Genomic DNA, 19973 nt, shown 5'->3' on the forward strand with positions numbered 1-19973 from the left:
GTGATAGGAGTTAACCTTTCACGGTGCCTTTTTACATTCTGATGCTTGTTCAGCTCAAACCAATAACGTTCAATTTACCTGAACAAAACTTTAAAATTACTAGATATAATTAACCATTCATATTGGATATCATATTCCCGTGCTTTGACGGACATCAAAAACAAATCGTTTTTCCTGCCTCTTCAACACTTCTTTGGATGCTCACCCAAAGAAAATAAATAAGAAAAATCAAACTCATAGGCATTCAATATGAAACAGCCTTTAAAAGCGTTAGTGCTGGCTCTAGGGTTATCCTTAGGCGCAGCCAACTGTTACGCATTAACTGTCGAACCGCTCGAAAAAGATTTTACTTTGCAGCTACTCGGATCCGGTGGACCAATCTCTGATGACCTGCGTGCCTCGTCTGGTGAACTGATTTGGTGGAAAGGAAAATCACGCGTGATGATCGATGCCGGTGGCGGTGTTTATCTGCGTTTTGGTCAAGCGGGCGGCAAACTGGAAGACTTAGACTTCCTTGGTTTAAGCCACTTTCACACCGACCACGTCGCTGACGTTCCTGCCTTATTAAAAGGTGGCTACTTCTTTGATCGTCAAGATCCTCTCGATATCGCAGGCCCAGAAGCAGGCTCTGCATTTCCTAGCTTAACCGGTTACATGAAAGCGCTTTTCGACGGTGATGAAGGCGCTTACGCATATCTGAACGGTTTGTTTGACGGTAGCGATGGCTTATTCCCCGTCACCATTACTGATGTGCCATACAAAACTTCCCAAGGCACCAAGGTGTATGAGCAAGATGGGTTAACCATTTACGCACTGGGTATCCCACACGGCGACGTACCTTGTCTCGCTTTCCGAATCGAAAGTGCCGAAGGCGTGATGGTGATTTCCGCCGACCAAAACGGCAGTAACCCTGACTTCATCGACTTTGCTAAAGGTGCCGACATTTTATTGATGCCATTAGCTATTCATGAAGAAGCCGACGAAGTTTCGTCATTTATGCACGCTAAGCCATCGGTTGTCGGCAAGATCGCCGCAGAAGTGAACCCAAAACTCTTGGTGCTTAACCACTGGATGGGCTTGGGTCTAAAACTCAAACCCGTTTCCATCAAGATCGTTAAAGAGTACTACCAAGGTCAAGTTATCGCTGGTCACGACTTATCCAGCTACCCAATGAGCGCAGCGAAGGAGATGTCTCATGAACAATAAACTCGCTCTATCTATCGCGATGACGTCTGTCATTACTTTGAACTCAGGCATGGCGTTTGCCGATGCACCAACCGAAGCTCCTGTTGAAGCTCAATCCAGCTCTCAACATGGCGGTAAGTGCGCGGCTGGTAAATGTGGTACAGAGAAACGCTTCGAGAAACAAGAGTTAAAAGATGATCCGCAAGGCCGTTTGGTACGCGCTCGTGACGGCAAATGTGGCGTGACTGGCGAAGGCATTAACCCTTCAGCTGAAACCATCAAATTAACCAAAAGCAAAATCACAGGTGGGGTATGCGGACAATAACCGATACATCAAAAGGGATTGGGCTGCGCAGCGAACACGTTGATTTGCTGTGTCAGTTGCCCGAGCACCCAGATATCGATTTCCTCGAATTGGCACCGGAAAACTGGATGAATATTGGCGGCTTGAAACGTGAACAACTGCAAGACATTGCTCAATATTATCCGCTTGTCGCTCATGGCTTGAGCTTATCGATTGGTGATTGCCAACCGTTAAACGAGTCTTTTGTACGAGACGTCGCACGCTTTCTCGATGAATTTAATATCGACATCTATAGCGAACATCTGAGTTTCTCTAGAGACAATCAGGGCTATTTGTATGAACTGCTTCCGATCCCTCGACATAAAGAGAACATTCCATATTTGGTCGAACGTATTCAACGCGTGCAAGACATTATTCAGCGTCCATTGGCGTTAGAGAATATCTCTTACTACCACGATTACGGACATGAAATGCCAGAGGGCGAGTTCATCGCTGAAGTGAGTGACCGTAGTGGATGTGAGCTGCTTATCGACATCAACAATGTGTTCGTCAACAGCCGAAATCATCATTTCTGCCCTTACGACATGCTGAGCACTTTACCAAGCGACGCGATTCGTTATTACCACATTGCGGGTCACTTGAAAGAGCGTGATGACTTCTTGCTCGATACCCATGGAAAGCCAGTGCCGGATGAAGTGATTGATCTGGCTCGTTACACCTACTCGGTGCATGGCAGCAAGCCTTTGCTTCTTGAGCGCGACCACAATGTGCCGTCGCTGCTTGTTCTGGCCGAAGAGCTTCGCAGCATTCATGGTGAGATCTTGGATTTCAGTCAAACACTCGAAGTGTTGTGTAAGGAGGTGCTCAATGCTTAATCCTCCGAGCAAAATGCGCGCGCAAACCGAGTCCCTAACTGCTCTAATTCGCACGCCTATGAATCAGCATGCGCTGTGTCGATATAGCGAATTTATCCGCGACAACATCTTGGGTGTCGTTGCGAATACGTTCCCTCTATTTTCTTCGCAGTTCGCTGATGAACAACTTGAACGCATGGTGGATGACTTTGTGGTGATGCATGGCGCTTCCGAGCCTGAGTTTCATCATATTGCCACCGAGTTTGTTCAGTTTTTGCAGCAGAAAGCGCATCAAGATTCCAGCTCCATCTCTGCCGATCAGAAGGCGTTATTGGAATATGAATGGGTGGCGTTCAATGTAGAAATTGACACCTTAGTCGCGGCATTCAATTCACCCTCGAATCCGATATTCGACGAGAACCAAGTGCTGCAACTCAACCCAACATTAAAGCTGGTCGAAGTGCCTTTCTTGCTGCATCAAGACTCCGCAACTTTCCTAACTGACAGGCGTCACCCTGTGTTTTATGGCGTGTTTCGGAACTCACAGCATCATGTGATCTCGCAAAAGCTCAGAGAAGTGGATGTCGCATTGATTCAACTATTACAACAGCAACCAAACCTGACTCTGGCGCAACTACAACAAATGATTGCTCAGCAACTCGCCAGATTCAGTTTCATGGAGTGGGCTCAACACTTCAGTGAACTAGGACTCGTCAGCGTCCGCCCTTCAGGAGAAAAATTATGATTAAGTCAGCCCTCAATTGGTTCGACGGTCTCGTCGAGAAATGCAAAAGATACGATTACTTAGCGTTACTTGCGATTCGTCTCTACCTCATTCCGGTCATTTTTGTTGGCGCTCGCTCTAAGGTGCTGGGTTTCTCTGGCACCGTCGCGTGGTTTGGCGCGTCCACCGCAGATGGTGGTTTGAACTTACCATTTCCCGAGTTGTAAGCGTTTCTTGCCGCAGGTACGGAAGTGCTTGGCTGTATTTGTATCGCTTTGGGTTTGTTTACCCGAGTGATGTCGATTCCGATGATTTTCTTGATGAGTGTTGCGAGCGCAATGGTGCACTGGAAACACGGTTGGGATGCCATCGCAACTGGCGCCATGGAAGCAACGGTGCGTTTGAACGGCTTTATTGAATGGTTAGCGACCAACTTCCCAGGTCGATACAACTACATCACCGAATTGGGTGACCCAGTAATGCTCAACAACGGTATGGAGTTCGCAGCGACCTACTTTGTGATGTTGCTGGTGCTGTTCTTCTACGGCGGTGGTCGCTACGTAAGCTTGGATTACTGGTTGAGAAAACCTTTCTCTCGCACACCAGCAAAAGCCTAACTCAAGCGCCCCAAGTGTTAACGCTTAATTAAACAGACCAATAATAACCTTATCTAACCCGCTACTCTGGTAGCGGGAAGGAGTCCTTATGTTTGCAGATGTCGTTGATCTGTCGCGGTTTCAGTTCGCTAGTACCGCACTCTATCACTTTATATTCGTCCCACTGACCATAGGTTTGTCTTTCTTGCTGGCCGTTATGGAGTCTTTGTACGTCATGACGGGAAAAACCATCTACAAAGACATGACCAAGTTCTGGGGTAAGTTATTCGGGATTAACTTCGCCGTGGGCGTCGCGACCGGTCTTACCATGGAGTTTCAATTTGGTACCAACTGGGCGTATTACTCTCACTATGTGGGCGATATTTTCGGGGCACCGCTCGCCATCGAAGCCTTAATTGCCTTCTTCCTCGAATCCACCTTAGTCGGTATGTTCTTCTTCGGTTGGGATCGATTATCAAAACGCCAGCACTTGTCGGTCACTTGGCTGACAGCGCTAGGTTCTAACTTCTCTGGATTGTGGATTTTGATGGCGAACGGCTGGATGCAAAACCCAGTCGGCGCAGAATTTAATTACCAGACCATGAGAATGGAGATGATCAACTTTGCTGATGTGGTGTTTAACCCTGTCACGCAAGTGAAGTTTGTTCATACCGTGGCTGCCGGTTACACCACAGGTGCTTTGTTTGTGATGGGCATCAGTGCTTACTACTTACTCAAAGGTCGAGATATCTCTTTCGCTCGCCGTTCGTTTGCGGTGGCGTCCGCATTTGGCATGGCAGCGATTGTGTCGACATTGATGCTGGGTGATGAATCGGGTTACGAGCTTGGTGACGTGCAACAGGTAAAACTGGCGGCGATTGAGTCCGAGTGGCACACCGAAGAAGCGCCCGCCTCTTTCACGCTATTTGGCTTACCAAACCAAGAAACCATGGAAACCGACTACGCCATTAAGATTCCATATCTAATGGGGATCATCGCAACTCGCTCGCTGGATGAACCAGTGATGGGCTTACGCGATCTGATGGTACAGAACGAAGATCGTATCCGCGATGGTATCCAAGCTTACGGCATGCTAGAGGAACTTCGCGCAGGTAACGACAGCCCTGAAAACATCGCTCAATTCGATGAGATGAAGAAAGACCTCGGCTACGGTTTGCTCTTGAAAAAATACACCGAGAACGTCACCGACGCGACCGAAAGCCAAATCAAACAAGCGGCGCAAGACACAATTCCTCAAGTGGCACCTCTGTTCTGGAGCTTCCGAATCATGGTGGCGTGTGGGGTATTAATGTTCGCCATTATCGGTTTGTCTTTCGTCCAAGTCTGCCGCAGAAAATTAGGTTCGAGTCCTTGGTTATTGAGAGCGGCACTATGGGCGATTCCATTGCCTTTCATAGCTTGTGAAGCAGGTTGGTTCATTGCCGAATACGGACGTCAGCCATGGGCAATTGGTGAGGTGCTTCCGGTCAATATGGCAGTATCTAACCTCGCGCCAAGTGACATTTGGATTTCGCTCGGCTTTGTTTATGTGCTCTACACAGCGTTCTTGATTGTAGAAATGTTCTTGATGGTGAAGTTTGCCAAACGTGGACCAAGCGTGCTTAAAACGGGTCGCTATCACCACGAAGAAAACAACAAAAAAGACAAACAATCCGACACATTCAAACTGATTGATCAGCACTAAGGAGGCACTATGTTTGATTACGAAAACCTACGCCTATTTACTTGGGCGATCGTTGGTGTGCTGTTGATTGGTTTTACCATCACCGACGGATTCGATATGGGGGTAGCCGCGCTGCTCCCTGTTATGGGGAAAAAGAACCTAGAGCGCCGCGTAATGCTTAACGCTATCGCGCCGCACTGGGACGGCAACCAAGTTTGGCTGATCACCGCTGGCGGTGCCATCTTTGCGATATGGCCCTTGGTATACGCCGCAGCGTTTTCCGGCTTCTACATTGCCATGCTGTTGGTGCTGGCATCCCTTTGGTTGCGTCCTATCGGTATGGATTACAGAGCTAAAATCGATAATCCGCAATGGCGCAACGCATGTGATATCGCCTTGTTCATCAGTGGTGTGATTCCACCGATTATCTTTGGGGTTGGCTTCGGTAACTTGTTGGTTGGCGTACCGTTCGAGTTAAACAACTTGCTGATGCTCGATTATCAAGGCGGGTTCTTTGACTTGCTCACTCCATTCCCAATTCTGTGTGGTTTGGTGAGTTTGACCATGATGGTGACACAAGGGGCTGCTTTCCTTCAAATGAAAACCAAACATGAGCTACGCACTCGAGCACAAAACATCACGCTGTGGGGCGCGGGTGCAACCATGTTGCTGTTTATGTTTGGCGGTTTGTTCGCGGCATCTCAATCGGGTTACATCATCATCGGCGCAATGCTAAAAGACGGTGTTTCTAATCCACTCAACAAACAAGTGGTGAGCATTGCTGGTGACTTATTGCATAACTTCAGCGAAATGCCGCAACTCTGGCTGATTCCATTCACTGCGGTAACGAGCTTACTGGTGTGTTTTTGGGCAACGGTCTCTCGCCGTGCTGGGGTGGTGTTCACTATGTCGAGTATTGCGATCGCTTGCATCATCTTAACCGCAGGCGTCACGTTATTCCCGATGATCATGCCATCAAGCATCAACCCATCGCACAGCTTAACGTTATGGGACGCGACATCGAGTGAGAAAACTCTCGGCATTATTTCTATCGTTGCCATCATCGTTGTACCTGTGATTCTGGGCTACACCGCATGGTGTTACTACAAAATGTTCGGACGTTTGGATAACAACTACATCCGCAGCAACAGCTCATCACTCTATTAAGGAGGCAAGTATGTGGTACATGTGTTGGGTACTTGGCGTATTACTCGCCTGCGCCTTTGGTGTCATCAATGGTTTATGGCTAGAGAACACTGGGCGCTTTGAAGAGGAAGAGTTCTAACCTCTCACTTCAGAACGGAGCATTCCCAATAACAAACGCCCTCAATCACGCGGGCGTTTGTTCATCTCAATGAGTTTACTCTGCCGACAATCGATAGCGGCGCACTTCGTATTTATCTTGTTCTGAATAAAACGTATTGAGGAACTCGCCACCCGCTTTTTCGATCACGCGTCTTGATGCGATATTGCCCACATCACAAGTTACGATTGCAGAGTCCTCAACGACCTCGGTTTTCACCCAATTCAACATCAATGTGGCGATGCCTTTACCTTGAGCATCTGGCGCAGTTTCGTAACCAATATGCCCTATCACATTTTCAAGGTAATCGTTGTTCCCTTCACGAACTCGAATCGAACCAAGTATCACCCCTTCTTCGATACAGAAGTATGTCGAAGACGGCGTCCAACCTTCCGGTAAACCTTCGCCCTTTGAGTATCTAATTCGTTTTTTCAAAAGCGCTTCACTATCGCTGTGGGCGGCAACGTACATTTCCATTCCCACCTGAGCACACTTTTCAACATACCGCTCAAACGCTTCTAAATGGCTGAGGTTGGCTTTAACTATTTGCATTTTCTTCCTTGTTTAGTTTGAGTGAGCATTCGTTACGAAACCAATGGTTCGATGTTTTCTGCAAATAAGCACTCAAAGGGATAAGGCAAAGCAAGTGTCGGCATATCTGTTTTAGAGAACCAAGCCAGCTCGATAGTCTCGTCATCTAGCTGTCCGTCAAAGTATCCCGTTTGCAGACACTTTAATAAGACAACTGTGTATTCTACTTGGTCGCCGTTTGGATAAGTGAAACCAAATCCCTCTCCACCGAAAACACCGAGCACACGTTCAACTTTAACCTTGAGTCCGGTCTCTTCTCTGACTTCTCGAATCACGGCTTGCGAAGGTGATTCGGCTGGCTCAATCATGCCTGCAGGTAAACTCCAACTGCCATCCGCTTTCTTTTGCAAAAGCAGTTTATTACTTTCATTAAGGATCACGGCTGCAACGCCCGGAATCATTAATACTTGATTACCAACTTTGCTGCGTAGCTCTTTTACATAGTGACTGGCACTCATCTTTAATCCTTGAATATAACTTTTTACCAAACATTCATTTTGAAATACAACAAGAAGCATGTGATGAATAGCAATCCACACCATGCGAAGAATGTCATGGCCTTTTGCTCTACCGATGCCTCTTCAGGATCCGGTTGCAAAATAAAGTAAAAACAAACGATTGGGACAAGCTCGTAGGTTTTACCTATATATTGATGACCAGCCTCAAGGAATGGTGGGACGTACAAATACACCACAGTGTACGCAATGAAATAAAGCATACCGAGAATTCGGTTTAAGCCGACGTCTTGCCCTTGTCGGTAAAACCACGCGAACGCCGCTAACCCTGCAAGTATTGCGATGAGTAAAAACATCCGTTCTTCTACCCTTGTTTTGAATTTTCTCCTACCCTATTGAAACAACCCAACTAATCAATCACCTATGCAACTAAATACGATAAAGCTCAAATAGATTTACTAAGCACCTAGCTCGATAATTGATTATCTTTCTTCCACTGCAAAGGGGTGATGCCATTCGCGAGTTTAAATGCGCCACGAGCACATGGGTAAATAGACGCGTTCCAAAACGCAAAAGGCACCAATCGGTGCCTTTTTGTCTGAGTCAATCTAACATTCTTATCATTGCGTCTGTTGATAAAACCAACAAACTCCGGATAATTGATCTCCTCACTACTTTTAGCCTTTGCTACTATAGTTAAGCGAACTTTTGAATCATTTCTGCCAAGTCCTCTGTACTTTTTCTTACTGTTTCATTCATTTTGTTTGTTTCTGTCATTAACTCATAAGACTCATTGTACTTAAGGTTTATGGTTTGAATATTTTCATTAATTTCATCAGTTACATATACTTGTTCTTCAATTGCGACTGCTATCTGTTGATTGCGTTCAACCACATCCTGCACAAGGTCTTCAAGCTGTTGAATACAATCTAAAGACGAATTTAGCAAAGATACTGTACCCGTTGATTTCTCGTTCCCTTTCTTGAGCGCGAGTACTGCTGATTGACTACCTTGCTGAATATTCTCTATTACTGTCTTTATTGACGTCGTCGACTCTTGAGTCCGTTTAGCTAGTGTTCTTACTTCATCAGCAACAACAGCAAAACCTCGACCTTGCTCGCCCGCTCTGGCTGCTTCTATAGCGGCATTCAATGCTAATAGGTTGGTTTGTTCAGCAATATCACTGATTACTTCCACAACTGAACCCACTTGTTCTGTTTGGTTGTTTAAACGCGTGACCACCTCAGATATTTGTCCTAGCTCATCCACGAGATCCAGAACTGAAAGGTTAACTCCATCAATCACAGTGCGGCTTTCTGTCATTGTGTGCTGGGCTTTTAACGTCGCATCTGCCGTCGCTTGAGCATTCACCGATATTTCAGATGAAGATGCTTGCATTTCATTGAGATTTTCAGTAACGCTTTCGCTGTTTACTGCAGCTTTATCTGCGTTTTGCTGAGTCGAGTCACATGAATCTTTGACTGAAATACTAATTCTTCCGAGCAAAGCATTTGCGTATTGCTTTCTCATTTTCATTGCTAGCTCAATCTCTGCTAGATCATTAATTTTATTGCAATAAATGTACTCCATTAGAGGATTATCGAAATCCTTTCTTGATTGTTTTGCTAGCTTTTCTAATGGTCGTGTCAAAACATAAATCGCTAATATTGACAACAAAGAAACCGCCATGAAAGCACCCCAAGAGGGCTGACCTAACGTTTCGAGCGTCATACCCAAAGCACTAGATACTAAAATAAAAAATGCGGCTCTCATCCAAAGGCGCGTTCTTGGAAAATACATTTGAATTGGTTTAGAACCTGCATTTAGCTTTGAGTACGCCTTCTCTGCTCTTTTTACATATGCCCGTTCTGGTTTAAACCTAACAGATTGATATTCTACTGTTTTTCCATTGCTCTTTATTGGGGAAGCAAACGCATCCACCCAATAATACCCGCCATTCTTTCTCTTGTTTTTGACCATCCCCATCCAGTGTTTGCCACTTTTCAGGTGCGACCATAAATCTTTAAAAGCCTGTTTGGGCATATCGGGGTGCCGAACAACATTATGAGGCTGACCAATTAACTCGCCATCATCAAAGCCCGCGACCTCATTGAAGTTAGCGCTCGCATACTTGATGTAACTAGACGGGTCGGTGATAGAAATTAAGTTATAGTTAGAAGGATAGTCATATTCCATTTCTCTCATATTCATTCCCCATAAAAATGTATCTCCAAAATACTCATTAAGTTGCATAATTAATCGTAGGGCATAGGGTTAATATGTGAGATAGAACTCGATTAATAAGTTCTAAAATGTGACACACTTCAAAATACACGCCAAGTTTCATATTAACTGCACTTAGTTTCCATCATCCATTAAAAAGGCACCAATCGGTGCCTTTTGTTTTAGTTAGTCAGTGTACTTACAGCTCGTGCTCGGTACGTGCGATGATGTCGTCTTGCGCATCTGGTGATAGCGCGGTGAAGAAGGCTGAGTAGCCTGCAACTCGCACCACAAGATCACGATATTGCTCTGGGTTCTTCTTCGCCGCTAGCAAGGTCTCACGAGAGACGATGTTGTACTGCACGTGCCAACCTTTGTGGTGGTTGAAGAAGGTGCGAATCAACATAGAGAGCTTGAGCTTATCCCCTTCAGACTCAACCGCTGCCGGGCTTAACTTCTGGTTAAGCAGCACGCCACCAAGGATCTTATTCGCTTGAATCTTACCAACCGAGTTGTACACTGCCGTTGGACCTAAACGGTCTGAGCCAGATGACGGGCTTGCGCCTTCTGCCAATGGCGTTTTCGCTTTGCGACCGTCCGGCGTTGCCATGGTTGAGGCGCCAAATGGGACATTTGCCGAAATACTTGATGTACCTGCGTAGTAACCGCCGCCAATTGGACCACGCCCATGACGCGTATTAACAAACTGCTCTAGCTCATCAATATACACTTGATACGCGTCTGCCAGTAGTTGGTCTACCGCATCATCATCGTTACCGTATTTTGGTGCAAAGTTGATAAGACGTTGGCGAGGCTGCTCGTTCTCCATGCCGTCGAAATCTTCTGCCAATGCTTTTGCCAGCTGTTGTTGTGAGATAAGGGGTTGAGTGATTTGCGCGTTATCGAAAACAAGGTGTTTGATTGCAGCTAGGCTGTTACCCAAGTTTGCAATACCGACTTGCAAGCCAGACACCCAGTCGTATTTCGCGCCACCTTCTTTCACGGTTTTACCGCGAGCTAAACAATCATCCACCAGCGTTGAACAGAAGATGTCTTGTGCCTGTTGTTCAAGCACGCTGTCGACGACTGTATCAATCTCAATCGATTTACGGGTGTAGTAGCGGATTTGCTCTGCCCAAGAAGCTGTCACTTGCTCAAAGTTCTCAAAGTTACCTTTTGCTAATGACTTATCGTGCGGCAAGAAAGCTTTACCCGTTGTTGCATCCACACCTTCGTTCAATGAAGCGAGCAGGATACGAGCGAAGTTAATGAAGCTCATGCCCGTACAACGGTAACCCCATTTGCCCGGAACCGCTGTCTCGATACAGCCGATAGAGGCGTAATTGTAAGCGTCTTCTTTCTCTACGCCAAGTTTGATGAATTCAGGAATAACAATCTCATCGTTGTTAAACGCAGGCATACCGAAGCCACATTTAATCACTTCGATACAACCCATTAAGAACTCTTGGTTCAAACCTTCGTGGTAACGCACACTCAAGTTAGGTTGCGTCGAACGCAACTGACCACAAGATTCCAGAATCGCCCAAGAAAGCGGATTCACTGCGTCTTCAGGCTCACCCTTTTCATTCAACTTCTGACCGCCGATACACACGTTTTGGTACAGCGGAGAACCTGCGGAGGCTTTTGAGTGCGAGCCAGAGCGAATCTTGTTTACTTCAAGCAGCTTCAACCAACAGCTTTGCAGCAGCTCTAATGCAAAGTCTTTTTCAATCGCGCCGTTTTCAATATCGCGAACATAAAATTCGTTGAGGAATTGATCCATACGACCGAAAGAAACCGAGTGACCGTTCGATTCGATTTGTAGCATCAACTGAACGAAGTAGCTCAATTGCAGTGCTTGCCAGAAGTTTTCTGGTGCGTGGCTCGCTACATGACGACAGTTTTCCGCAATGTTTTCTAACTCAGCTTTGCGCAGCGGGCGCGTCTCTTCAAGCGCCATTTTTGCTGCCAATTCAGCGTAGCTCACCATGTGATCTTGAATGGCAAGCAGTACGATTTCTACCGACTTGTAGAACTGCTCTTTCTTCAAGCCTTCAAAGGTCGAAACATCATTGTTAGCACGGTGCTGACGAACATCCTCTAACAAACCGTTCATGCCTAACTTCAAGATTTTCTCGTTGTCCACCGCTAGGTGCGCGTCACCCGAAGTCATGTTGCCTTCGGCTTTAATGATGGTGCTGGCTAAGATTTCTTGCTGCTGATCAGTAAACAAGCCATAACAACGGTCTTGAACAGTTTTACCGCGCCAGTACGGAGTGATGCTGTGGATGCTTTGCTTATCTTCTTCGGTAACAGCAAAGCCTGCACCAGGACGGTCGGCTAGCTCATCAATTTCCGCTTCAATCCAACGGACTGTATATTCTGGGAAAATAGGCGCAGCGCGCACTTTGCTCGCTTGGTTACCGACGATCAACTCATCGTGTTTAATCCAAATCGAACGAGTGCGTAAGTGCTCTTGCAGTGCTAACGCACGTTGGACAATCACAGGTTTGTCTTCGTTTGCTTGATAAGCACGAGTGTATGCCTCTGCACGCTCGGTACAGACAGGTGGCGTTACGATATTTACCAGTGCCGATTTGTGCGCTTTGATACGCTCAGGAAGGTAATTCAGGTCCATAGTTAACCTCTTACAATCACGTTAAGTTGGGTGTTTTCGCTTGCGTATTGCATGGCGCTTTCTAGCAGTTCTGGTTTGTTTAATGGCTTGTCAGAACACTCGTAAGGCATATCGAGCAAACGGTATTTATTGATGCCGAGCGTGTGGTACGGCAGCAAGTGAAGTTCTTGGCAGCTTTCTAGTGAAGCCGCAAAATCGATGATCTCTTTCAACTCTTCGATGGTGTCATTGAACCCCGGCACAACGGGAACGCGAATCACAATGCGTTTCGTGATAGGTGCCAGTTTTCGGAAATTGTCTTTGATGCGTTTTAGTGAACCTTTCGCCCAGCTAAGAAACTTTTCTTCATCAGTGTGTTTTAAATCCGCCAACCAGCAATCAATATGCGGCGCGGCTTTTTCGACGTTCTTCCACGGCACATGCATGCACGATTCAATAGCGGTAGAGACTTGGTTGTCATGCAGACGCTGTGCGAGTTCTGCCACCAAATCCGCTTGCATGAGTGGCTCACCACCGGAGAAGGTCACACCACCTTGGCTTTGGTCGTAGAAAGGTTTGTCCTTCATTAAGGTGTCGAACAACATGTCTGATTTCGCTTCTTCACCGCAGACGGTCAGTGCTTGCGTCGGACAGACATTGCGCAGCGCGATCAGTTGGTCTTCTTTGATTGCTTTTCGATTGATGATGATCTGGTTGTCGATGCGTTGAATAGCATCACCCACCGTTTCACTACCCGCTGTGGGTTCAGTTGTGGCTTGATAAGCAGAAACGCACAGCGGGCAACCTTCCATGCAGCTTCGCTGATCAAACAACAGTGAATGCTTTTCGCTGCGGCTTTCTGGGTTTTGACACCAAGGGCAAGACAAGCTGCATCCTTTAAGAAAAAGAATGGAACGAATGCCATCGCCATCATGGGTAGAGAATCGTTGAATATTGAAATACATCTCTGCTTGCCTCTTGGTCTGTGTTACCGCTGTGTACTTAATCCGTTTCTTGCTGGTCAAGTCTTATCAGCGGCTTTTCTTTGTTCGAACTGAAAGCTTCATTTGAGCGTTTACAAGTTTCACTTAACTTTCACCTAATGAAATTATTGTGGTTTCAAATGAAATTTCAATTGATCAGAGTCAAGATCTCGTTCGATTGTCAGATCTATAGTGATCCCATCATCAAAACGAAGATTTTGTTTAAGGTAGAAACCATGATTGAACTTTATTTAGATACTGCTGATGTGGCAGAAGTAAAACGCTTTAACCAGTGCCTATCGCTAAAAGGCGTGACGACAAACCCAAGCATTTTGGCGAAGTCAAAACAGGGACTGAATGAAACCCTAACAGGCATGCAAGAAGCACTTGGCGGTACACCTCGCTTTCACGCTCAAGTCGTGAGTTCAACCGTCGAAGGCATGGTGGCAGAAGCGCGCCAACTGAATGAATTACCTTACGATATGGTGGTAAAAGTACCAGCAACAGAAACCGGCTTAGCCGCAATTAAGCTAATGAAAAAAGAGGGAATTCAGGTTCTTGCTACCGCTATCTATTCGGCTCAACAAGGCTTCCTAGCTGCACTGTGCGGCGCAGACTACCTAGCACCTTACGTAAACCGCATTGATACGATGAACGGCAACGGTATTGAAGTGGTTGCGGATCTTCAATTGTTGCTCGATCAAAACCAACTACCAGCGAAGATTTTGGCAGCCAGCTTCAAGAACACTCAACAAGCGATGGAGGTGATGAAACTGGGCATCGAAGCCATTACATTACCAACAGATGTGGCGGCACAAATGTTCGCTCACCCAGCAGTAAAACCGGCGGTTGAACAGTTCGATAAAGACTGGAAAGAGACGTTTGGCGAGAAACTTTCATTTGAAAGCTAATTAAAAGTAGCAGCTAGACGTCTCAATGAACAATAAAGGGAATCTTAACTCACCCTGTGCGCCGGTGAGTTTAAGATTCCCTTTTGTGTTTCAGATAAAGAAGTAGCGCTACAGCAGCTCTCTATTGGGCAGTGACCAAAGGTACACGCGCTTGAGTAAACTGATTTTGAACCTCTTACGAATACCTCGTTTGGAATAGCGCAGTCGGCTTGGCAAAGTAATGGCTTTCAGCTCGGTTTTCATTTCTTTTCCATCCACCAACACAGTAAACCTCCGATGCAGTAAGCTAGCAGATCTTTCCAATCAAATGTGGCGCCCAAAATTACAGCCAGAGGCGATGAAGGTTCGATACCAAGCCAAGCAGCAACCCGTAACAATTGCCCCAACTCGACGGCAAACGCAATCAACACCACCAATGAAACCAGCCAGTTAACGGACATGGAAAACAAGCTTGCGAGAAAGTAGTAGAGCCAAACCACAACCAGAACATCGCCAAATGTCGGACGAATAAAGCTGTCTCGAACAAAGAGCGCGATAACGACCAATGCGATAAAACACACCAAGCTTCTGAGTCCATTTTTTGCAGAAAATTGCAAGTGGATAGCGGACGTCTCTATCACCATATCGCTTGGCCGACCAGCGAGAGTGGCTCGCTTAAACATCTTCATGATTCGCCTTTGCGCTTTCTTCCGCTTTCTTATTTCGTGCGTACCAGTCGATGTTGCGTGTAATAACCATAGTGAAGCTCAAAATAGCGAAACACAGTAATGTCCCCATGACCAATGCGTAACTCTCTGCTTGTAGCAAGCCAAACAGCAATCCATAAAGAGTGAGCAAACACGCTCCGAATATCGCGCCGTGTTTGGTGTTACTCAACATACCGCTCACGTACACACTTAAAAGCCCAGTCGATGCGACTGCCGACACCACATATGCCCAGTTGAAGCCAAGGTGTTCACTCATCGAAATCAGCAACAGATAGAAAAGCGCTAAAGCCAGACCAATAAAGCCGTATTGTACTGGGTGAACCGGACGCGCTTGGAACAGCTCCAGCAAGAAGAAACTCGCAAATACTAATGTGATAACCAACAGTGAATAGTTCACTGCTCGGTGAGATTTCAAATAGTGGTCCACGGGATCAATTAAATCTACGCCCATTTGTCGCTGTTCAAGCTCGTGACAAGCGTGATTCGATGACAAACAGCTTTGGAACAGCTGCGCGATATTGGTTGAGAAATTGTTGCTCGCCCATTGTGCGTTAAATCCATCTTCAGATACTTCTGACGACACCGGTAAGTAATCACCGATAAAGCTTGGATGTGCCCAAGCTGAAGAGAGCTCAACCGTTGTTTGACTGCCGATTGGTGTGACTTGAAGCTGCCCCATCCCTTGCAGCAAGAAGTTAAGATCGAACGCCAAAGGTTGCGCTGTGTTTAGGTCTGCAAGTGTCAGAGCATTGTGGAAGCCTTGTGGTAACTGGTCTAGCCCTGTTCCCGGTGCGACTTCGATATCAGCACTCGCCATGGTCATGTCATCCAAACGAATCAATCCGCGGCTGTCTTCAATGCCAACCACTAGACTCATGTTTTCAATATCAAGCCCCTGCAACGCCGCGACATCGTCTGCATCAAAAGCGCCTTTCAGCGACACTTGCGCTTTGTATAAACGCGCACGGTAAATACCTCGGTACTTTTCAAAACTGTCCAGATTTGCGCTCATATCAAAAGTGCTAGGTAGGAGGAATTTACGACGCTCTTTAATCTGTACTTTGTCATCTCGGTAACTGGTTTCGGTGTAGTTAACCATGATGAATGGACCAATGATGCGCTGTTCGCCGCTGCTGCTGCGTGCGATGTCATTTCTGACTTCATCTTGGCGATATGAGCGTTCTGAGATCAGCCCTGTGACCATTGAAAGTGGGATTTGCAGTAAAACAAACAAAAACAGCACGAAGGCGAACTTCGTGCCGAGTTGGTTATTGAGGATCTTTTTCATATTTCATTCTCCATTTGCTGATGGGAGTAATCTAAATCAGAAATTTGGAGAACGAATGGAGCTAATGTGGAGTTTCTATGGAGTTGGTAAAATCAAGGTCACTTTCACACCAGAATCGACGTTTTCTACTTGCAACTTACCTTTGTGCAGCTTGACCACTTGCTCAACAAAATTAAGCCCAAGCCCAGTGCTCTTAACGCCATTTTCCCGAGCGAGGGAGTAGAAGCGCTCGGTCAAACGAGGCATCGCGTAGTCGGGAATGTGAGGACCTGAATTGAAAATCGATAAGCACACTTTCTCTTTCGTGACCTCAGCTTTCCATTCAATACGTCCCTCTGAATGAACAAAATCCAGCGCATTATCCATCAAGTTAAAAACGGCTTGTTTCAGTAAGAAGGCATCACCAAGCACGGCGAGATGGTCATCAATTTGGATGTTGGCAGTGACCGACTTAGCACTCAAACGCGCATCCGCCGATTGAACCACTTCATTGACCATTTGTTTTAGCGAGATAGCTTCGACTTGTTCTAGCTCGGGGCGCTTTTCAAGACGAGCAAGTTCTAGCAACTTATCAATCAATGACTGCATGCGGTCGCTTTCTCGCTCAATGTTGCCAGCAAAGCGCGTGACCTTTTCTTCAGGCAACGGCATTTGCAATATTTCACTCGCGCCTTTAATCGCTGATAACGGACTTTTCAGCTCATGAGTCAGCGTCTGTACGTACTCTTCCACATATTGTTTGCCGTCGAGTTGGTTGCGCATTTTCTCCAATGCGTCGCTTAGCGTGCCGTACTCATAGAAGATACGAAATGTCGGCTTAGAGACCTTTTCGCCCTCACCCATTTTGGTCGCGTAGTCTTCTAGCTTGTTCAGTGCCGAGTGAATTCGCCAAGCAAACAATGCCCCTGCCAGTAGCACTAAGCCACTCATCCACACCATCCAAAACAACACATTGCGTTTAGAAAGATCGATGAAAGGTTGTACTGAGCGATTGGATTTTGCCACCGTTACTTCGCCTTTGTGGTAAATGGGCGCAGCAACGTGCATAACGGTTGAGAGTGGATCTTTCGGGTCTTCAATGGTACTGCGCGCGCCGTATTGACCACGCAACGTGAGATACACATCATTCCATTGCGAGTAGTCTTTGCCTACATCTTGCTGCCAAGAATCTGCAATCACAATGCCTTGTTTATCGGTGATGTAAATTCGATGGTTAATCGCTTTTTTGCCGATTTCCCAAATGCGCGCTTGAGGTTCTCGCTGCCCATAAGCCGCTAGCAGTTTGGAAAAGCGACTCTCAGATAACTTGTCGTTCGCGACGTCTTCTTCAGCCAATACCGCGAGTAAGTTCGCCATATCCACCAGCGTCTCTTCGGTGGTTTGACGCACAGTTGGCTTAAGCTCTTGGACGACAGTTTTACTCACCATGTAAGCCGTCATTCCGACTAAGATGAAGTAGAGAAAAAACAGTCTGAGTCCAAGCGGGATCTTCGGCCAGCGATTCATCATTCACCTTTAATGCAGTAAAAGTACCCAAAGCCACGCTTAGTACAGATGCGTTCAGACATCTCAAACGGCTTCAACTTGTGGCGAATCGCTTTGATATGAGTATCGATATTACGCTCATATGCAGCCTCTGGCGCCATGTCTGCAGCGACCATGAGCTGCTCTCGGCTCAATACATTGGAAGAGACAGAAATCAGTTTTTCGAGGATCTTAAATTCCACCGCAGTTAACCCAAGCATTTGCCCGCCAATACCATAGTCGAAGTTTTGTGCAACCAAATCATGGTTCAATTGAGGTTGTTCTGGAACAGCCACAGACTCCGGTTTGTGCTCCATCATCGGCGCTTTGGCTTTGATTCTAAGTTTAATGCGAGCCAACATTTCACGCGGGCTAAATGGCTTAGTCACGTAATCATCCGCGCCAATCTCCAAGCCCACTACACGGTCAATTTCATCGCTTCTTGCTGTGAGAAAGATAATCGGAATATCAGAAAACTCACGGATGGTTTTGCACAATTCAAAACCATTGCCATCCGGTAAACCAACATCCAACACAAGTAACGCTGCTGGGTTTTGTTGCAAAAAGGCTAAACCCTCTCCTGCCGTTGCAAACCACGCCGCATGATAGCCATCCACCTCTAATACATGAATGAGGTTTTCTGCAATGGCAGATTCATCCTCAATAATAACGACGGTTGATTGGTCGCTCATTGTCTTAACCTCGTTGACGATATTTATTTTTGTGTTGGGGTTATCCCTTACTTTGATGCAAAGGCTATCGGATTGATACAGCAATGGCAAAGTCCGCGAGAGATATTAATAAAACAAAATTCATTCAAATAATGGAACTTATCACCCGCACTGATGACTCACTACATTTGCGAATACAATGATTTCACCCATTGATATGAACAGTGTTCATTTTACACTCTTTGGCTGGAATCAGTTTAAAGGACAATAACGGATGAAAAGAGCACTACTCCCCTTAACGTTAATCACTTTGCTCTCTGGCTGTGCCAGCATGTCTCCCGAAGAATGTAAAACCGCGGACTGGTACAACGTCGGCTACCAAAATGGCTTAAACGGCAACGCGCCAAGCATTATTAATAGTTATACTGAAGATTGTAACGAAGCCGGGGTGACTCCAAATCGCGCGCAGTGGAAAGAAGGCTTCGATAAAGGCACTATCATCTATTGCTCTCCAGACAACGGTTACACCGTGGGAAGTGAGGGCGGAGAATATTATGGCGTATGCAGCAACAAGCAATTTCTTGAAAATTACCAATTAGGTCGTCAGGAATATCAACGCCAACAGCGTATCCAACAAATCGATACCGAAATCTCGGTTATCGACAATCAGCTAGACAACAATCCTGATAAAGAAAATGCTAAGCGATTAAAAGAAAAGAGAAAAAGGCTAGCAGATGAGCGCTCACAACTGCTCACACCAACCATTAATTTCAATTTGAACTTCTAAAACCGCTGCATTTCGTTTGCTAAAACTCCATGGCCCTAGCTCAGCTCTAGGGTCATAAATTGGCTATTCGGGTCGAGTTCGTAATCCCCGAACGGCTCACAGTAGACAAAGCCATGTTTTTCATACAGCAGACGGGCAGGCTCAAAAAATTCCATCGAACCCGTTTCTAGGCTTAATCGTCGTAGCCCTTTTTGCTTTGCTTGCTCAATCACATGAATCAATAATTGAGACGCTACACCTTGGCCTCTTGCCGATGGCGTAGTGCGCATTGATTTCAGCTCTGCGTGTTGCTCGTCCAATTCCTTAATTGCAGCACAACCAAGTAGCTGTTCCTCTTTCCATCCAGTCCAAAATGTCACTTCTGGCGCTTTCAGTTTATCCAAATCTAGCGCATGTACGCTCTCTGGTGGCGATGTGGCATACATGTCTTGTAGATGTTCTTCTAGTAATGCGATTACGGCTGTTCTTTCTAAATTGTCGACTTCAATTTTCACATGTCTTCCTTGATGACGAGGGGTAAATCTTTATGAAATTTATGTGAAAACAGCTACATAAACAACATCCTT

At 46.2% G+C, this 19973-nt stretch carries 21 protein-coding genes and 1 pseudogene; 10 read left to right on the forward strand and 12 right to left on the reverse strand.

Annotated elements, in window-relative coordinates; all coding sequences use genetic code 11:
- Positions 1 to 249: 249 nt before the first annotated feature.
- The 8 genes and pseudogenes from KIV40_RS08840 to cydX all read left to right on the forward strand — a co-directional run bounded on the left by KIV40_RS08840 (position 250) and on the right by cydX (position 6632).
- On the forward strand, positions 250 to 1206 hold the full coding sequence (locus KIV40_RS08840) for an MBL fold metallo-hydrolase (protein ID WP_285348735.1): 957 nt from the start codon (positions 250 to 252) through the stop codon (positions 1204 to 1206).
- A complete protein-coding gene (locus tag KIV40_RS08845) occupies positions 1196 to 1510 on the forward strand; it encodes a hypothetical protein (protein ID WP_005436274.1) in 315 nt (104 codons plus the stop codon). Before KIV40_RS08840 ends, KIV40_RS08845 begins: the two co-directional genes overlap by 11 nt.
- Positions 1498 to 2364 carry a DUF692 domain-containing protein gene (locus KIV40_RS08850; protein ID WP_005453112.1) on the forward strand — a complete coding sequence of 289 codons (867 nt, stop codon included), beginning with the start codon at positions 1498 to 1500 and terminating at the stop codon, positions 2362 to 2364. The genes KIV40_RS08845 and KIV40_RS08850 overlap by 13 nt, the downstream gene beginning before the upstream one ends.
- Positions 2357 to 3088, forward strand: coding sequence for a putative DNA-binding domain-containing protein (locus KIV40_RS08855; protein WP_228174258.1), 732 nt, complete (start codon positions 2357 to 2359; stop codon positions 3086 to 3088). Before KIV40_RS08850 ends, KIV40_RS08855 begins: the two co-directional genes overlap by 8 nt.
- Positions 3085 to 3684: pseudogene (locus tag KIV40_RS08860) on the forward strand (DoxX family protein). The gene KIV40_RS08855 and the pseudogene KIV40_RS08860 overlap by 4 nt, the downstream one beginning before the upstream one ends.
- 88 nt (positions 3685 to 3772) lie before the next feature.
- A complete protein-coding gene (locus KIV40_RS08865; protein WP_285348737.1) occupies positions 3773 to 5368 on the forward strand; it encodes a cytochrome ubiquinol oxidase subunit I in 1596 nt (531 codons plus the stop codon).
- Between the two features lie 9 nt (positions 5369 to 5377).
- Positions 5378 to 6514 (forward strand): cytochrome d ubiquinol oxidase subunit II, encoded by a 1137-nt coding sequence (cydB, locus tag KIV40_RS08870; RefSeq protein WP_285348738.1) that lies wholly within the window; start codon positions 5378 to 5380, stop codon positions 6512 to 6514.
- A 10-nt stretch (positions 6515 to 6524) separates the two neighbouring features.
- Positions 6525 to 6632 (forward strand): cytochrome bd-I oxidase subunit CydX, encoded by a 108-nt coding sequence (gene cydX / locus KIV40_RS08875; RefSeq protein WP_010453186.1) that lies wholly within the window; start codon positions 6525 to 6527, stop codon positions 6630 to 6632.
- 75 nt (positions 6633 to 6707) lie between these two features.
- Here cydX and KIV40_RS08880 read toward each other — a convergent pair whose 3' ends face one another.
- The 6 genes from KIV40_RS08880 to KIV40_RS08905 form a co-directional block, all read right to left on the reverse strand.
- Positions 6708 to 7202, reverse strand: a complete 495-nt coding sequence (locus KIV40_RS08880) for a GNAT family N-acetyltransferase (RefSeq protein ID WP_134977362.1) — start codon at positions 7200 to 7202, stop codon at positions 6708 to 6710.
- A gap of 32 nt (positions 7203 to 7234) precedes the next feature.
- Positions 7235 to 7699 (reverse strand): NUDIX domain-containing protein, encoded by a 465-nt coding sequence (locus KIV40_RS08885; RefSeq protein ID WP_134977361.1) that lies wholly within the window; start codon positions 7697 to 7699, stop codon positions 7235 to 7237.
- A 23-nt stretch (positions 7700 to 7722) separates the two neighbouring features.
- The gene (locus KIV40_RS08890; RefSeq protein ID WP_134977360.1) at positions 7723 to 8052 is read right to left on the reverse strand and encodes a hypothetical protein; all 330 of its coding nucleotides are present in this window, start codon (positions 8050 to 8052) and stop codon (positions 7723 to 7725) included.
- A gap of 340 nt (positions 8053 to 8392) precedes the next feature.
- The gene (locus tag KIV40_RS08895) at positions 8393 to 9901 is read right to left on the reverse strand and encodes a PAS domain-containing methyl-accepting chemotaxis protein (protein ID WP_285348774.1); all 1509 of its coding nucleotides are present in this window, start codon (positions 9899 to 9901) and stop codon (positions 8393 to 8395) included.
- A gap of 217 nt (positions 9902 to 10118) precedes the next feature.
- On the reverse strand, positions 10119 to 12557 hold the full coding sequence (locus KIV40_RS08900; RefSeq protein ID WP_285348741.1) for a formate C-acetyltransferase/glycerol dehydratase family glycyl radical enzyme: 2439 nt from the start codon (positions 12555 to 12557) through the stop codon (positions 10119 to 10121).
- A gap of 2 nt (positions 12558 to 12559) precedes the next feature.
- Positions 12560 to 13501 (reverse strand): glycyl-radical enzyme activating protein, encoded by a 942-nt coding sequence (locus KIV40_RS08905; RefSeq protein WP_285348742.1) that lies wholly within the window; start codon positions 13499 to 13501, stop codon positions 12560 to 12562.
- 254 nt (positions 13502 to 13755) lie between these two features.
- On the opposite strand from KIV40_RS08905, the gene KIV40_RS08910 reads away from it, so the two are divergent.
- Positions 13756 to 14430 carry a fructose-6-phosphate aldolase gene (locus tag KIV40_RS08910; protein ID WP_285348743.1) on the forward strand — a complete coding sequence of 225 codons (675 nt, stop codon included), beginning with the start codon at positions 13756 to 13758 and terminating at the stop codon, positions 14428 to 14430.
- Positions 14431 to 14538: 108 nt separating this feature from the next.
- On the opposite strand, the gene KIV40_RS08915 is transcribed toward KIV40_RS08910, so the two are convergent.
- The 5 genes from KIV40_RS08915 to KIV40_RS08935 all read right to left on the reverse strand — a co-directional run bounded on the left by KIV40_RS08915 (position 14539) and on the right by KIV40_RS08935 (position 18641).
- Positions 14539 to 14673, reverse strand: coding sequence for a hypothetical protein (locus KIV40_RS08915; protein WP_285348744.1), 135 nt, complete (start codon positions 14671 to 14673; stop codon positions 14539 to 14541).
- Entirely contained in the window at positions 14670 to 15098 is a 429-nt protein-coding gene (locus tag KIV40_RS08920) for a DUF2809 domain-containing protein (RefSeq protein WP_285348745.1), read from the reverse strand. The genes KIV40_RS08915 and KIV40_RS08920 overlap by 4 nt, the downstream gene beginning before the upstream one ends.
- Complete coding sequence (gene creD, locus KIV40_RS08925) at positions 15085 to 16425, reverse strand: cell envelope integrity protein CreD (RefSeq protein ID WP_285348746.1); 1341 nt, start codon at positions 16423 to 16425, stop codon at positions 15085 to 15087. The genes KIV40_RS08920 and creD overlap by 14 nt, the downstream gene beginning before the upstream one ends.
- A 75-nt stretch (positions 16426 to 16500) precedes the next feature.
- Positions 16501 to 17931 (reverse strand): two-component system sensor histidine kinase CreC, encoded by a 1431-nt coding sequence (gene creC, locus KIV40_RS08930; protein WP_285348775.1) that lies wholly within the window; start codon positions 17929 to 17931, stop codon positions 16501 to 16503.
- Positions 17931 to 18641: a response regulator gene (locus KIV40_RS08935; RefSeq protein ID WP_285348747.1), complete on the reverse strand. Its 711-nt coding sequence runs from the start codon at positions 18639 to 18641 to the stop codon at positions 17931 to 17933. Before KIV40_RS08935 ends, creC begins: the two co-directional genes overlap by 1 nt.
- Positions 18642 to 18894: 253 nt before the next feature.
- Here KIV40_RS08935 and KIV40_RS08940 point away from each other — a divergent pair, with 253 nt between their 5' ends.
- Positions 18895 to 19407: a DUF2799 domain-containing protein gene (locus KIV40_RS08940; RefSeq protein ID WP_285348749.1), complete on the forward strand. Its 513-nt coding sequence runs from the start codon at positions 18895 to 18897 to the stop codon at positions 19405 to 19407.
- Between the two features lie 35 nt (positions 19408 to 19442).
- Here the strand turns inward: KIV40_RS08940 and KIV40_RS08945 are convergent, their stop codons facing one another.
- The gene (locus KIV40_RS08945; RefSeq protein ID WP_134977355.1) at positions 19443 to 19901 is read right to left on the reverse strand and encodes a GNAT family N-acetyltransferase; all 459 of its coding nucleotides are present in this window, start codon (positions 19899 to 19901) and stop codon (positions 19443 to 19445) included.
- Positions 19902 to 19973 lie beyond the last annotated feature (72 nt).

It is taken from the genome of Vibrio sp. D173a (genome assembly GCF_030248475.1).

Bases quoted from the DNA above. Each gene is read 5' to 3' on its own strand.
- KIV40_RS08840 (WP_285348735.1), top strand. From the start codon at position 250: ATGAAACAGCCTTTAAAAGCGTTAGTGCTGGCTCTAGGGTTATCCTTA.
- KIV40_RS08845 (WP_005436274.1), top strand. From the start codon at position 1,196: ATGAACAATAAACTCGCTCTATCTATCGCGATGACGTCTGTCATTACT.
- KIV40_RS08850 (WP_005453112.1), top strand. From the start codon at position 1,498: ATGCGGACAATAACCGATACATCAAAAGGGATTGGGCTGCGCAGCGAA.
- KIV40_RS08855 (WP_228174258.1), top strand. From the start codon at position 2,357: ATGCTTAATCCTCCGAGCAAAATGCGCGCGCAAACCGAGTCCCTAACT.
- KIV40_RS08865 (WP_285348737.1), top strand. From the start codon at position 3,773: ATGTTTGCAGATGTCGTTGATCTGTCGCGGTTTCAGTTCGCTAGTACC.
- cydB (WP_285348738.1), top strand. From the start codon at position 5,378: ATGTTTGATTACGAAAACCTACGCCTATTTACTTGGGCGATCGTTGGT.
- cydX (WP_010453186.1), top strand. From the start codon at position 6,525: ATGTGGTACATGTGTTGGGTACTTGGCGTATTACTCGCCTGCGCCTTT.
- KIV40_RS08880 (WP_134977362.1), bottom strand. From the start codon at position 7,202: ATGCAAATAGTTAAAGCCAACCTCAGCCATTTAGAAGCGTTTGAGCGG.
- KIV40_RS08885 (WP_134977361.1), bottom strand. From the start codon at position 7,699: ATGAGTGCCAGTCACTATGTAAAAGAGCTACGCAGCAAAGTTGGTAAT.
- KIV40_RS08890 (WP_134977360.1), bottom strand. From the start codon at position 8,052: ATGTTTTTACTCATCGCAATACTTGCAGGGTTAGCGGCGTTCGCGTGG.
- KIV40_RS08895 (WP_285348774.1), bottom strand. From the start codon at position 9,901: ATGAGAGAAATGGAATATGACTATCCTTCTAACTATAACTTAATTTCT.
- KIV40_RS08900 (WP_285348741.1), bottom strand. From the start codon at position 12,557: ATGGACCTGAATTACCTTCCTGAGCGTATCAAAGCGCACAAATCGGCA.
- KIV40_RS08905 (WP_285348742.1), bottom strand. From the start codon at position 13,501: ATGTATTTCAATATTCAACGATTCTCTACCCATGATGGCGATGGCATT.
- KIV40_RS08910 (WP_285348743.1), top strand. From the start codon at position 13,756: ATGATTGAACTTTATTTAGATACTGCTGATGTGGCAGAAGTAAAACGC.
- KIV40_RS08915 (WP_285348744.1), bottom strand. From the start codon at position 14,673: ATGAAAACCGAGCTGAAAGCCATTACTTTGCCAAGCCGACTGCGCTAT.
- KIV40_RS08920 (WP_285348745.1), bottom strand. From the start codon at position 15,098: ATGAAGATGTTTAAGCGAGCCACTCTCGCTGGTCGGCCAAGCGATATG.
- creD (WP_285348746.1), bottom strand. From the start codon at position 16,425: ATGAAAAAGATCCTCAATAACCAACTCGGCACGAAGTTCGCCTTCGTG.
- creC (WP_285348775.1), bottom strand. From the start codon at position 17,931: ATGAATCGCTGGCCGAAGATCCCGCTTGGACTCAGACTGTTTTTTCTC.
- KIV40_RS08935 (WP_285348747.1), bottom strand. From the start codon at position 18,641: ATGAGCGACCAATCAACCGTCGTTATTATTGAGGATGAATCTGCCATT.
- KIV40_RS08940 (WP_285348749.1), top strand. From the start codon at position 18,895: ATGAAAAGAGCACTACTCCCCTTAACGTTAATCACTTTGCTCTCTGGC.